A 14,451-nucleotide genomic window follows, 5' to 3' on the forward strand; every position below is an offset into this window, starting at 1 on the left:
ATTTTAAAACGGATAACCAATAGCTAAATTGAAGATTAGATTTTCTTTTCGCCAACCGCCATCTGAAAATTTAATATCATCAATAACCCATTGCTCTCCTTTAGGTAAATAAGGTTTTCTTAATGGAAATGCTAAGTCAGTTCGAAGTACTAAAAAGTTAAAATCAAAACGCAAACCTACACCAGTTCCTACTGCTAATTGATTCATAAATTGTCCTGTAAATTCAGCACCTGGTTTTTCGGGATTCTTATTTAGCAGCCAAATATTTCCGGCATCTACAAAAACAGCTCCTTTTACCAGTTTGTACAATTGAGCACGCAATTCAGTACTAAATTCAAACTTCAAATCACCTGATTGATCCGGTAAAAAGGAATTATCGGTTACTGTGTTTCCATCAAATGTTCCGGGACCAATCGATCTTGCCCTAAATGCTCTGATACTACTGGTTCCTCCAATAAAAAATTGTTTGATAAAAGGGATTTCTTTCGAATTTCCATAAGGAATTCCGGCGCCTAAAATGATTCGGCTGGCAAGCGTAGTTTCTTTACTAAAATTGTAATAATGACGAAACTCCAATTCTAATTTTGAATATTGGCTAAACGGAACTCCAAAAATACTTTTTGGATTGTTACTATCATTCGCTCCTAATAGTAAGCCTAATGAATTTCCTGATAAATCAATTCCACCTTTGAAATAAATATTATTCTTTTTATTTTTCAACATGGTATTGGTATACGTATAGGTGTATGTTGTACCAAAAATAAGTTGTCGTTCAATTACTTTTCCTAAAGAAGGATTTTCATCAATTTGTGACTGATACAAATCAGTAACATTATTAGGCGAAGCATAAGCAATATTAATTATGCTTAAACTATGCTCTTTTTTCTCATTCTCTTTCCACAAATAACCAAACGAACTATTGAAGGTTTTTAACGAGTACAACTTAGTTCGTAATTGGTATTCATAACCTATAGAAGCTTTTGTTCTTGGTGCAAAAGCACTTCCGGAACGCATTTCGAAGGGTGAAATAAATCTTGGCCAAACTAAACTCGCTTCACCTCCAAAACGATACACATTAAAACCTCTGTTTTGTCCTGAAACCTGAACTTCAAGACCTCCAAATGCAGTAATTGTCAATAATTCGGCACCTTTAAATAAATTTCGATTACTCCAGTTTACATTTAATTCGGTACCGGAATAATTCGCCGAATTGGTTTTAGCCAATGCTTCTACCTGAATCGATTTTTTAGGTAATGGTGTTAAATAGTAATACAAATCCAGTTCATTTTTAGCGCTTTTATTTTCTCTGAATTCGTTTTTAACAAACTTGAATGTCCCTAATGTAATCAACCTGTTCAATGATAAATTATGAGTGGTTCTATTGTACAATTCTCCTTTGTCAAACAATAATGTTTTATCAAAAATAAAAGGTTTAAAAACCGTTTTATTGTCAATTATAGTCAAATCCTTGTACTTAATTGTATCCATTTTTCTATTGGCAACCGTGTCTCTTTTTAAATTGAAACTCGGATACACATAAACATCATTGACTTTGTATTGATTCTTCGCTTTTTCAGGAATGTTGTTTTTTATTTTTAAACGCAAATCTACTTCATGATTAGCAACGGTGCTGTCAACCTGAATTAAAAGATAATCTTCATTGAAATAATAAAAACCGCGTTCTTTTAGTTTTGCATCTATTCGGGCACGTTCGTTTTTAATATCTTCTAAATCATAGGGTTTACCCACTTTTAAAATACTTGTACTTTCCAGTAAACCAATTTCTTTTGCCAAAACAATTGAATCTGCCGGAAAAATAACTGATTTTATTTTGTACTGATTGTTTAAGGTAACTTCGTAATTTGCTTTTACTTTCTTGCCTTTTTGAACGGTATCAGCAGTAGAATTAGCATTAAAAAATCCTTTATTTTCTACAAAATTCTGAATCACTTTTTGGTTGTAATCCAGATCTACTTTGCTCATTAAAACAGGTTCGGCACCGAGTTTGTATTTTAACCAATATCGAAATCCTTTTTCCTTTTTAACATCACCAGCCAGATTGTAAAAAAAGATTCCCGGACGCATCCCAAAAATAGATTTATTTGGTTTTGGACGAATCATATCATCCAGTTCTGACTTTATACTTTTTCTTATCTTTTTAGGTTCTTCGCCTTTTTTTACACTAAGATTATGTCCTGTGTACAATAAATCACCTTCGGGAATTTTGCTCGTACCGCTGCATCCTAAAAGTAGACTGACTGAAAAAAGTAAAGTGATATAGCTATTTATTTTCATTGTTTTTCTGATTTTTTCTGTTGCCTCTGCCTTTCTTTTTGAACAACTCTTTAAATTTATTATAATCCATTGTGATAATAAAAGCAACGCCGGTTTCTACCACCTGACCTTGCAATGCTACCTGATAGTTGTTTTTTCGATACGCTCTAAATTTATAACGACCGTCTTTTGTAATTAAATAATCAGCCGAAACATCTCCTGCAATATTGGTAGTCTGTTCATTTTGCTGTGCAGCTCCATCAACACCAAAACTACTTCCCACCGTTACTTTCAATCTATCGTTGAATAATTGTTTAGAAAGTCCCACATTCAAATCAGTTCTTTCTCTTCTTTCGCCTGAAGTAAAATCTTCGGTATTTTGAAGATCGAAATCTAATTCGACACCTTTTATTAAATCACCAGCCAAATTATTAAGCTGTTGTGATAAAATTTTACTCACACTTTGTTTTGCTAAATAACTTCCGCTGGTTCCTCCTGCTTCACTCTGAAACGGATTTTCACCAATGAAACGGTTCAATAATAACAAAGCAAATACCTGTTTATTTAGAGCATCTTCATCGCGTCTTATTTGTTCCAATTTTGCCTCAGTTGTATTTATAATTTCAGCTGAAACATTGTTATTTCCATCTGGTAAAATAATATCGAAACTAATTACCGGTTGCAGCAATTCTCCTTTCATCATCAAATTAGCTTCAAAAGGAATTCTTTGTTTGTAAGTATTTCTTACTTCATCAGTAATTCCCGCCAGTTGATCATCAACTAAATCAAGTGGTGAAGCATCAACTTTGTAAACAGCTGTGATATTAACATTGGCATCCGTAGGTTCTCCAGTCCATAGAATATAACTTTCAGGCTGGATTTCAAATTTTCTTTTGATTAAATTAAAATTCATTTCATACGTACCACCTGTAAATTCGTATTTACCTGTCAAGGTAGTTTTTCCCGAAGGATCAATCCCACCGGTCAATTCAGCATCTCCTTGTAATTTTAAGTAATCTCCGTTAGCCTCATCAATTACAATCGAAATTTCTGCTTTTTTGTCAATCACAATATTTACCGAAGCGTCGATTCCTTTTATTTCTGTTTGTGCCAATTCTTTTGTTGCGTCAATATTATTAATTAAAACAGGCTGATCCTGATCAATAAATTCTACAATTCCTTCTCTGTCAGCAATTGACGGATCGTCTTGCGGCAAAACAATAGTAAATTTAGTATCCTCATTGATTTTAACATTACCACCAATTACCGGACTATTTAAAGTTCCTGTAATCTCAAGATTATTATCTAAATACAATTCGCCATAAAACAAATCATTGTCTTTTGCTTTCGAGTTTACTGCTCTGAAATTTCTGGCAACCACATTCAAATCAAATCCCAAATTAGTATAATCCTGGCTGTTGATTGTTCCGTCTATTGTTAGCGGATTTTTATTTTCATCTTCTAATTTGAAATTTTTGAAAATGATTTTATTATTGTCGAAAGTAATATTGTCATTATCCAATTTGAATTTAGAATTCAATTGAGTAACATTAAAAGCAACCGAATTAAATGTAATATTTCCGTTCACATTGGGAGCCGAAGCCTGTCCTTTTACCTCTAATTTTCCATTTAAAAAACCTTCACTTTCTTTTAAATTTTCTAAGGTAAAAGGCTGTACTGATTTCATTTGAAGCTTATCAATGGCAACAATAAAATCTAAATTTTGATTGCTTACATTGTAATTTCCATCAATATTGACCTGATTATCAAAACCTGTTAATTCCACATTTGCATTGTATAAATTAGCCGTTTTATTATCTACTTTGATTATTAAATTCCCAATTGTATCTTTTTTGATACTCGCATTTTCAATAGCTAAATCGGCAACAAATAAAGGATTTTCAGTGAGGTTTGAAACAGTAGCATTTCCGTTTATCGCACCGCCAGCTTCAAAATTAGATTTGGCAATACTGGTTAAAGTTTCTAATTTAAAGTTCTTGAAATCGGCAACAATAGGTGCATTTGGAACTTCTGTTTCAGACTGAATTCCAAAAGATTGTCCGTTATTTTCGAGTATAAATTTAGAAATTACAAGACCTTTTTTCTGTAACTTGATAAAATTGTTCGGATCAATATTCCAGTTTTCATAGTTTAAAAGTAATCTTTCAGGATTAAGATGTACCAGCGAAGCGCCCAAAGTATCTTTTAAATTCCCGTTGATCACATATTTTTCTTTGTTCTCTAAATCACTAACAACCAACTCATAATCAATAACATTATTTTCCAGCTTACCAATTAAAGTTGTTTTCGGAATTTCAAACGCACTAGCTTTAACTGTGCCTAATGTTAAATTGTAAAGCAAAGCATTCTCTTGCGTATTTACTTTTAAAACACCATTTGAAACTTCATTATTAGCATATTTCAATTTCGGAATTGAAGCATTCAGTACAATCGTATCGTTGGCAGAATTGTATTTTCCGTCAATTTTAATTTCAGATAATTCCTGAACCTGAGGCAATAATTTTTTAGTGATTTCGTGATCTTTAATCACAAACTGAAAATCTAAATATTGATTTTCTTCTTTTTTAGCATAAGCCTTATCTAATCGGTAATATTTAGAAATCGAATTCATTAATTGATCTCCAATAGTCGAAAGCTTATAATTTCCTGAAATTAATCCTTTAATAAACTGCGAATTCAAAATAATGGAATCCTTTTCAGCAGTAGAAATAGCTTTTAAACTGATGGTATCTAACGAAAATTGCTCTTTTTCTAAAGCAATTGTAAAATTAGTCGCATCCAGTTTTCCGTTAAGATTATCCGGATTTAGATCGTCAAAATTAGCATTGACATCACCTCTTAATTTCATAGGCCCAGCGTGCAAATTCAGTTTATTTAAATCAATAATATCCAGATTCAGTTTTAAATCTACTGTTGGTTTTTTAGGATTAGACGAACCTTTAGCCACTAAATCAAAAGTTAAATTAGGATCTTTAGCATTGGCATTGACATCAAAAATTCCATTAGCAATAGTTCCGTTAATATTGATATTATTATAATCGTAAGCGTTATAATGCGCTTTCACGATTTTAGAAGTCAGTTTTGCCGTGGCTGTTGCCGGATCTAAACTTCTGCCATTAACAGTAGCATTAGCGGTTATTTTCCCAATTTGTTTATTCTTAATCAATTTCCCTACATCAAAATTGGTAACTGTGGCATAGGCAATATATTTTTCGTTGTTTTTTCGGGTTTGATCGAATGTTGCTTTTACAACTGCATTTCCAAAAGTACTTTTTAATGCCAAATCAGTTTTAAAAGCAGCAATTTTACCTTTAAAATTCCCTTTAACATTGAATTTTTGAGGCAACTGAATTGTATTTGGAATTGTATTTTTTGGTGTCAAAGCATAAATATCTCTTGCGGTGCTTTCTAAATTTAGAATCGCAAGGTTAAAAACACTTTTATCTGCATTTGGCAAACCTTTAATCGTTCCTCTTACGTTAACTTTTGTCGCACCAATTCCACTGGCATTGAATTGGTTAATTTTTAAATCACCAATTTTGCCTTTAACATTCGCATCCAAATTAACAATTGCGTTGGGATAATTTTTAAAAACCGGATTAGTATTCAATTGTGGAGCAAGCAATAAAATGTCTTTAAAACCTAATTTACTCTCCTTTAAATTAGCGTCTAAAGCCAAGTTTTCAATATGCTTGCTTAACGATTCTATTGAAGGATAATTAACTACAATATTATCCTGTAAAGTCGTTTGAGGCGTTTTTAAATATAAATTTTTCAGTGAAGCAGTTGTTGGAGCATAATTAAATGTTGTTGTAAGTTCATCCAATTGAAAACCACTTTTATCTTTAAAGCGAAACGAATTAATAGTACCACTATACGACTCCCAAATAGCAATTGAACTTCCTTTGAAGGATAAATCTTTTAAATCTAAATGATTATAATCAATTCCACTTGCTGTTTTTACTGCATTTTCATTGTCAAATTTGAAATTAAAAGAATTAATTACAATAGTATTAACATCTATTTTCCAAAGAGTACCTGCTATTTCTTTTTCTGATTTCACAGTTTTCTGTACAACATTTTTTTCTGATTTTGTCAATGCAAGATAACCGTTTGCTTTTTTCAATTCAATCGAATTCAAATCAATAATCTGATTTTCTAAATCAATCTTCTTTACATTGGTATGTAACTTTTCGAATTTAATTTTGGTATCCAGATTAGTTTGTAAATCTTTATAAGCCAAATCAATATTTTTAAGCTGAATATCTTTCAAATTCAATTTCAACACATTCGTTTCCGCTTGTTTTTCAATCTTTTCAGCTACTTTTTTAGTCGTTTCTACTAAATCCTGATTCAAATTCAATCGTAATCCATCAAGATTAATTTTAGGAATATCAAAAGCCAATTGATTCAAGTCAATCTTATCAATTTTGGTATCAAAATGATTAATAAATACTTTAATATTGTTTTTAGCTACGGCATCTTTGTAACTAAATCTAATCGTATCAAAGTTGATTTTTTTAAGCGAAAATTCCATTGGCTTGGAATCTGTTTTTGTGGTATCTGTAGATGCAAAGGCTTTAATGATATAATCGAAATTAAAAACCGAATCTTTGTTGACCTCTATATTTGCAGTGATTTTTTGTAAATCAATAGAATTAATTTCAACTTTATTATTCAGCAATTCAAAAAGACTTATATCTACTTTTAAAGTTTTTCCGGCAAGCAAGGTATCTTTAGACTGATCTTCAAAATAAAAATCACGAAGAATAATATTTTTAGGCAAACCTATTTCAATAGTTCCGACTTCTACTTTAGTTTTTATCTTTTTTTCTAAATAAGTAACTGCTTTATCTTTGGCAAAATTTTGTACAAAAGGAATTTGAAATGCTATTACAAGTAGTAAAAAAAGTGACAACAAAAACAACAGGAATACTAAAAAATAATTAGCTACTTTTTTTAATTTTGGAGATATCATATATTTTTAGAATTCAATTTAAAAATCTGTATTACAATATTTTACAACAAAAAACAATAATAAAAAATCGAACCCACGAATTCTGTTGTTATTGATAAAAATATCTTCGTGAAGATATTACTTATAAACAAAAATGGTTTTATATAATTACACTAATTATTTTTACAATTTCAATATAATAATATATAAAAACGATTTTTTAAAGCATGGTTTTTTAGCAAAAAAACGCAATTATATCGTTCTAAATTTACTCATTTTTAAAATAAATGAAAAAAAATAGATTCTGAAACGCTTGTTTCAAAAATAGTTTTTACATTTGCAAAGTGAAAATTAAATCTTATGGCTCGCTGTGTAGAATTTAACGAGGTTGAAAAAATTGAAAAAGCAATGAATGTCTTTTGGGAAAAAGGATATAATGCTACTTCAATGCAAGACCTTGTGGATGCAATGCAGATTAACCGAAGCAGTTTATACAACACCATTGGCGACAAGCATCAATTATTCATGAAATGCATTTGTAATTATTTTGATAATGCAATGCAGGAAGTGAAAGACAAAGTTGCTAATGAAAAATCTGCTAAAGCAGCATTAATTAAGATTATTACTGACAAAGCAGACTGGATTGTAGATTGCGACAAAGGATGTCTGGGAATGAAAACAATTTTCGAAATTGCTCCTGATGATTGCACTGTTCGAAATCAAATGAGCAAAAACAATGATCTTTTTATTGAATTCATGGCTACAATTGTTCAAAAAGCAATGGATGACGGTGACATGGACAATACAGAAGATGCTTCATTAATGGCTGAATACATTGCAACTTCTTTTACAGGCTGGAAGCAATCGTATATCCTAAATGGAAATCCAATCAAAATTAAAAAAATGTCAGAATTTCTGATTAAGAATATATTTAAATAGTTTCATTTTTTTTATTTAATTCTGGAACGTTTATTTCAGATAAAATATAGAATACGCATACCAATTTTTAATTTACAGCATTGATTCTGAAATGATTGTTCCAGAATTATAACTATTCAAAACAATAACCTTTTAAATGACAAATAGCATGAATTCTGAAACGATTATTCCAAAAACAATAATTTCTAAGTCCATTTTTAACCCAATTTCAATTATGAAAAAAATTACCCTAATTAGTATAATAGCATTATTCGTTATTAGTTGTAACGATAAGAATGCAGCTCCTCCAGCAGCCGCAGCTCCGCTCCTGCCTGTTTTATCCATCACAAATAGTAATGCAGTTACTGATGTCGAATATCCGGCAGCTTTACAAGGCGCTGTAGATGTAGAAATTCGTCCGCAAGTAAGCGGAAATCTTGAAAAAATTTATGTTGATGAAGGTGCTTATGTAAACAAAGGACAAACGCTTTTTAAAATCAACGAACGTCCGTTTCGTGAGCAATTGAACAATGCTTTGGCTAATCTTCATGCCGCTGAAGCTACTTATTTAAATGCACAATTAGAAGTTGATAAACTGACTCCGTTAGTTCAAAACAAAGTAGTTTCTGATTATCAGTTAAAAACTGCTAAAGCAACACAAAAAATTGCTTTCGCCAATATCGAACAGGCAAAAGCGATGGTAGCTTCGGCTAAAATTAATTTAGGATATACTAATGTTACTGCGCCTGTAAGCGGATACATTGGTAGATTGCCTAAAAAACAAGGAAGTTTGGTTTCTGCAACAGATATTGAACCATTAACTAATTTATCTGATGTTCACGAAGTGTATGCTTATTTTTCATTAGGTGAAACTGATTTTATCAAATTCAAATCGCTTTATAACGGTACTACGCTAAATGATAAAATCAAAAAATTACCTCCTGTTACCTTAATTCTTGCAGATAATTCTGATTATGGCACATTAGGAAAAATTGATATGGTCGATGGTCAATTTGATAAAAACACCGGAGCCATTACTTTAAGAGCAACTTTCCCTAATAAAAACGGGACTTTACGTTCAGGAAATACCGGAAAAATCAAATTAGGGATCCAACATGATGATGCTATTTTAATTCCGCAATCGGCTACGGTTGAAATGCAGGATAAGGTATTTGTTTTTACGGTAAATAAAGAAAATAAAGTAACCAAAACTCCTATTAGCATCAGCGGAAAAAGCGGTACTAATTATCTAATCGCAGACGGAGTAAAATCAGGAGACCAAATTGTATTAAGCGGTATCGACAAACTTCAGGAAGGACAGCTAATTCAGCCTGAAAAATCAAAAAAACAAATTGCTCAGAAATAATTAATCAAAACTAATAGTTATACCAATGTTCAAAATATTTATACAAAGACCGGTACTCGCCACGGTAATTTCCATTTTATTGGTGATTTTAGGAGTGCTTGGACTTACAAAATTGCCTTTACAGCAATTTCCTGATATCGCACCTCCCTCGGTTTTAGTAACAGCAGTTTATCCCGGAGCCAATGCTGAAACAGTATTACGTTCGGTAGCACCATCACTGGAAGAATCTATTAATGGTGTGGAAAACATGACTTACATGAGTTCTACCGCCAGTAACGACGGAACTTTAGCCATCACCGTTTTCTTCAAATTAGGTACTGATGCTGATCAGGCCGCAGTAAACGTTCAAAACAGAGTGGCACAGGCTACAAGCCAATTGCCTGCAGAAGTAGTTCAGCAAGGTGTTATCACTGCCAAACAACAAAACAGTTTTATTATGGCAATTGGTATGTACACCGATGATGAATCAAAATACGACCAGACTTTTGTTGCTAATTATGCCCAAATCAATATTATCCCTGAAATTAAACGTATTCCGGGAGTTGGTTCTGCCAGTATTTTTGGTGGAGTAAAAGATTATTCGATGCGTGTTTGGTTAAATCCATCCCAAATGGCAACTCACAATATCACGCCAAGTGAAGTTATGGCTGCTATTCAGGATAAAAGTTTAGAAGCTGCTCCGGGAAAATTTGGAGAAAGAAGTAAAGAAGTTTTCGAATATGTTATTAAATACAAAGGGAAACTTACCAAACCTGAAGAATATGAAAAAATTGCCATTCGCTCGAATGCTGACGGTTCTATCTTAAGATTAAAAGATGTAGCGCGAGTAGAATTGGGTGCCTACTCCTATAACAGTTTAACCCGATTAAATGGTAAAAAAGGAATTGTAATTGGAGTTATTCAGTTGGCAGGATCTAATTCGAATGATATTCAGGTTGCCATTAACGAATTGATGGAAAAAGCTTCTAAAGATTTCCCAAAAGGGATCAACAAAAACATTTTTTATAGTACCAAAGTATCTTTAGACCAATCTATCGATCAGGTAAAACATACTTTGATTGAAGCTTTTATTCTGGTATTTATCGTTGTATTTCTGTTCCTACAAGATTTTAGATCGACTTTAATTCCTGCCATTGCCGTGCCTGTGGCTATTTTAGGTACGTTCTTTTTCATGCAGCTATTTGGATTTTCAATTAACCTTTTGACTTTGTTTGCTTTAATTCTGGCGATTGGTATTGTAGTCGATGATGCTATTGTGGTCGTCGAAGCCGTACATGCCAAAATGGAGCACAAACATTTGTCACCAAAAATTGCCACGCATGAAGCAATGCACGAAATTACCGGAGCAATTATTTCGATTACTTTAGTAATGGCAGCGGTATTCTTACCAGTTGGTTTCATGGAAGGTTCAACAGGAGTTTTCTACCGTCAGTTTGCTTTTACGATGGCAATTGCAATTGTAATTTCGGCTGTAAATGCATTGACATTGAGCCCTGCCCTTGCCGCTTTATTCTTAAAAGACAATCATGCTGTAAATGATGACAATAAGCCTTATGAAAAAAGAGGATTTAAAGAAAAATTCTTTGATGGATTTAACAAAAGCTTTAATTCATTAACCAATAGATATGTAGGCGGATTGCAATTTTTAATTCGCAGAAAATGGTTGAGTATCGGTGGATTAGTCCTAATTACAGCAGCTACAATTGTAATGGTAAATACTACTCCGGCAGGATTTATCCCAACAGAAGACCAAGGTTTTATTGCTATTTCGGTAAATACGCCTTCAGGAACTTCTCTTGACGGAACACAAAAAGTAATGACTGAAGCCGAAAATATTTTAAGTGAATTAGATGCATCCCGAGATGTAACTGCGGTTTCAGGTTTTAACTTATTGACAAATTCTACAAGTCCATCATCGGCAGTAATTTTTGTTTTGCTTAAGCCAAATGAAGAACGTGGCGAAGTGAAAAACATTGACGAAATCATGAATCAAGTTCGTGGTAAATTAGATGCCATTTCGGGCGGAAGTTTCTTTGTATTTAGTTTCCCAACAGTTCCCGGATTTAGTAATGTCGAAGCTTTAGATTTGGTTTTACAGGACAAAACGGGAGGAAAACTGGATAAATTCAGTGGAATTTCTCAAAATTTCATTGGCGAATTGATGAAGCGTCCTGAAATTGCGGTTGCCTTTACTTCTTTCAAAGCCGATTATCCGCAATTGCAATTGGATATCAATGATGAAAAAGCAGATCAATTGGGCGTGAATGTAAAAGACATTCTGCAAACCATGCAAGCGTATTTTGGTAGTGCACAAGCTTCTGATTTTAACCGATTTGGAAAATACTATCGTGTGGTTGTTCAGGCAGATATTGCTGACAGAGCCGAACCTTCGTCAATCGATCGTGTTTTTGTGAAAAATAAAAATGGTGAAATGGTGCCTATCAACACCTTAGTAAAATTAAGCCGTATTTATGGTTCTGAAACTGCTTCGAGATACAATTTATTTAACTCAATTTCGATTAATGCGATTCCGAAAACAGGATTTAGTTCAGGTGATGCGATTAAAGCTATTGAAGAAGTGGCAGCACAGCAATTGCCAGCCGGTTACAGCTACGAATTCTCAGGACAAACGAGAGAAGAAATTTCATCCGGAGGTCAGTCGGCAACGATTTTCCTATTGTGTTTGATCTTTATTTATTTCTTACTGGCAGCGCAATACGAAAGTTACATTTTGCCATTAGCGGTTATTTTCTCTATCCCAACAGGAATTTTCGGAGTATTTATAGCCATTGGTTTAACAGGAATCGAAAACAACATTTACGTACAGGTTGCATTGGTAATGCTTATTGGATTACTGGCTAAAAATGCGATTTTGATTGTCGAATTTGCTGTCCAAAAAAGAAAATCAGGACAAAATTTAATCAAGGCTTCGATTGAAGCAGCCAAATTACGTTTGCGTCCAATTATCATGACTTCGCTTGCCTTTGTGGTAGGATTAGTTCCGATGATGAGCGCACAAGGTCCTTCGGCACAAGGAAATCATTCGATAAGTATTGGTGCTGCGGGAGGAATGGTTTCAGGAGTAATTATCGGGTTATTTATTATCCCTGTACTCTTCATTCTATTCCAGCATTTACAGGAAAAAATTTCAGGAAAACCCATAGCGGTTATCCATAACGAAGAAAAATAAAATATGGAAAACTATATCACAATAGTACTGATAGGAGTAATTATCAGTATTGGATTCTTATCCTATAAAGTATGGGAAGAATTGGAAACTAAAAAAGATTTTTGTTCAGAAAAATAAAGAAGAACTATAATGAAACAATATATAACCAAAACAGTGACGGGTGCTTTTATACTCCTCACATTAATATCCTGCAAAATTACAAAGGATATTGAAACACCAAAAGATGCATTTCCTGAAACTTTCAGGAATGCATCGGTTTCAAAAGACAGCAGCAGTATTGCTGATTTAGACTGGAAAAATTTCTTTACAGAAAAAGATATTATCCAATTAATTGACAGCGCCGTAACCCGAAATAACGATTTACAAATTGCTACTAAAAACATCGAAATTGCGCAATATCGTTTTACACAATCTAAATGGGGGAATATTCCTCAGGTGAATTTTGCTGTAAATGCCACTACCAGCAATCCTTCAGACAATAGTTTTACTGGTATGAACTTAAATCAGGCTTTGGGCCAAAAACACATTGACGATTATTCGGCAGGAGTTTCTCTTTCGTGGGAAGCAGATATCTGGGGAAAAATCAAAAATCAAAAAAAGGGAGCTTTTGCCAGTTATCTGCAATCTGAAGAAGTGAAAAAAGCATTGCAAACTACTATTGTGGCTAATGTTGCCAAAGGTTATTACAATCTTTTAATGCTGGATGCTCAATTGAATATTGCCCGACAAAACCTGAAATTAAATGATAGTACGACTAAAATTATTCAGCTAAAATACGATTCAGGACAAGGTACTACATTAGCGATTCAGCAATCAGAAGCACAGCAGCTGAATGCCGCACAATTGATTCCGTTATTGGAACAAAACATTGCCATTCAGGAAAATGCGCTGAGTGTTTTAACGGGTTCTTTTCCTGATTCGAAAGCCAGAAATACGAGTTTGAATGCTATTGAATTGAAAAACAATACAGCTATTGGAATTCCGTCTTTATTAGTAAGCCGAAGACCTGATGTAAAAAGTGCCGAATTAGCCTTAAAAGTTGCCAATGCGAATGTTGGAATCACAAAAGCCGATTTGTATCCTTCGCTTAAAATCACCGCACAAGGAGGCGCCAACTCATTCGAAACCAGCAGTTGGTTTACCATGCCTGCTTCTTTATTTGGAACGGTTGCCGGAGGTTTAACCCAGCCTTTATTGAACGGAAAAAGACTAAGAACGCAGTACAATATTGCTTTGGCCGAAAGAGAAAAATCGGTTTTGAGTTTTAGACAAACGGTTTTAGTTGCTGTAAGCGAAATTTCGGATGCTTTAGTAAAAGTAGAAAAATTAGAACAGCAGGAATCATTCTTAAACCAAAAAGTAAAAACCCTGCAGCAAGCAATTAAAAATTCTAATTTATTATTCAAAAACGGAATGGCAGAATACCTGGAAGTCTTATCGGCACAGACTAATTTATTGCAAAGCGAATTGGAATTAGCCAATATGAAAAGAGAGCAATTAGCTGCTAATATCGAATTGTACCGCGCCTTAGGTGGTGGCTGGAAATAAAATTTTGAATTGTAATTTTCTTTTTTGCTTAATCAAAAAAGAAACAAAAAAATCAAGTCTTACGCTTTCTCGTCGGTCAAATTAATTTTCGAATACTAAAAGAAAATAACTCGCTACGCTCAAACAGATTTTCTTTTAACGCATTCTTCAAATATTTGACACTCGACTGCGAAAGCT

6 protein-coding genes are annotated in these 14,451 nt (G+C 33.2%); 4 read left to right on the plus strand and 2 right to left on the minus strand.

Annotation, left to right across the window (positions count from 1 at the left end; all coding sequences use genetic code 11):
* Positions 1–3 precede the first annotated feature (3 nt).
* Positions 4–2,295, minus strand: coding sequence for a translocation and assembly module lipoprotein TamL (gene tamL / locus FEM21_RS11270; RefSeq protein WP_035660579.1), 2,292 nt, complete (start codon positions 2,293–2,295; stop codon positions 4–6).
* Entirely contained in the window at positions 2,282–7,273 is a 4,992-nt protein-coding gene (locus tag FEM21_RS11275; RefSeq protein WP_035660481.1) for a translocation/assembly module TamB domain-containing protein, read from the minus strand. Before FEM21_RS11275 ends, tamL begins: the two co-directional genes overlap by 14 nt.
* 339 nt (positions 7,274–7,612) lie before the next feature.
* On the opposite strand from FEM21_RS11275, the gene FEM21_RS11280 reads away from it, so the two are divergent.
* The 4 genes from FEM21_RS11280 to FEM21_RS11295 all read left to right on the plus strand — a co-directional run bounded on the left by FEM21_RS11280 (position 7,613) and on the right by FEM21_RS11295 (position 14,274).
* Entirely contained in the window at positions 7,613–8,191 is a 579-nt protein-coding gene (locus FEM21_RS11280) for a TetR/AcrR family transcriptional regulator (protein WP_035660482.1), read from the plus strand.
* 214 nt (positions 8,192–8,405) lie between these two features.
* The gene (locus FEM21_RS11285) at positions 8,406–9,536 is read left to right on the plus strand and encodes an efflux RND transporter periplasmic adaptor subunit (RefSeq protein WP_236353618.1); all 1,131 of its coding nucleotides are present in this window, start codon (positions 8,406–8,408) and stop codon (positions 9,534–9,536) included.
* 25 nt (positions 9,537–9,561) lie between these two features.
* The gene (locus FEM21_RS11290) at positions 9,562–12,726 is read left to right on the plus strand and encodes an efflux RND transporter permease subunit (protein ID WP_035660484.1); all 3,165 of its coding nucleotides are present in this window, start codon (positions 9,562–9,564) and stop codon (positions 12,724–12,726) included.
* 129 nt (positions 12,727–12,855) lie between these two features.
* Positions 12,856–14,274, plus strand: coding sequence for a TolC family protein (locus tag FEM21_RS11295; RefSeq protein WP_035660485.1), 1,419 nt, complete (start codon positions 12,856–12,858; stop codon positions 14,272–14,274).
* Positions 14,275–14,451 lie beyond the last annotated feature (177 nt).

The organism is Flavobacterium seoulense (assembly GCF_000695795.1).
Taxonomy (GTDB): domain Bacteria; phylum Bacteroidota; class Bacteroidia; order Flavobacteriales; family Flavobacteriaceae; genus Flavobacterium; species Flavobacterium seoulense.

What these genes read in the sequence shown, in the direction of transcription:
- tamL (WP_035660579.1), bottom strand. Translation starts at nt 2,295, where the DNA reads ATGAAAATAAATAGCTATATCACTTTACTTTTTTCAGTCAGTCTACTT.
- FEM21_RS11275 (WP_035660481.1), bottom strand. Translation starts at nt 7,273, where the DNA reads ATGATATCTCCAAAATTAAAAAAAGTAGCTAATTATTTTTTAGTATTC.
- FEM21_RS11280 (WP_035660482.1), top strand. Translation starts at nt 7,613, where the DNA reads ATGGCTCGCTGTGTAGAATTTAACGAGGTTGAAAAAATTGAAAAAGCA.
- FEM21_RS11285 (WP_236353618.1), top strand. Translation starts at nt 8,406, where the DNA reads ATGAAAAAAATTACCCTAATTAGTATAATAGCATTATTCGTTATTAGT.
- FEM21_RS11290 (WP_035660484.1), top strand. Translation starts at nt 9,562, where the DNA reads ATGTTCAAAATATTTATACAAAGACCGGTACTCGCCACGGTAATTTCC.
- FEM21_RS11295 (WP_035660485.1), top strand. Translation starts at nt 12,856, where the DNA reads ATGAAACAATATATAACCAAAACAGTGACGGGTGCTTTTATACTCCTC.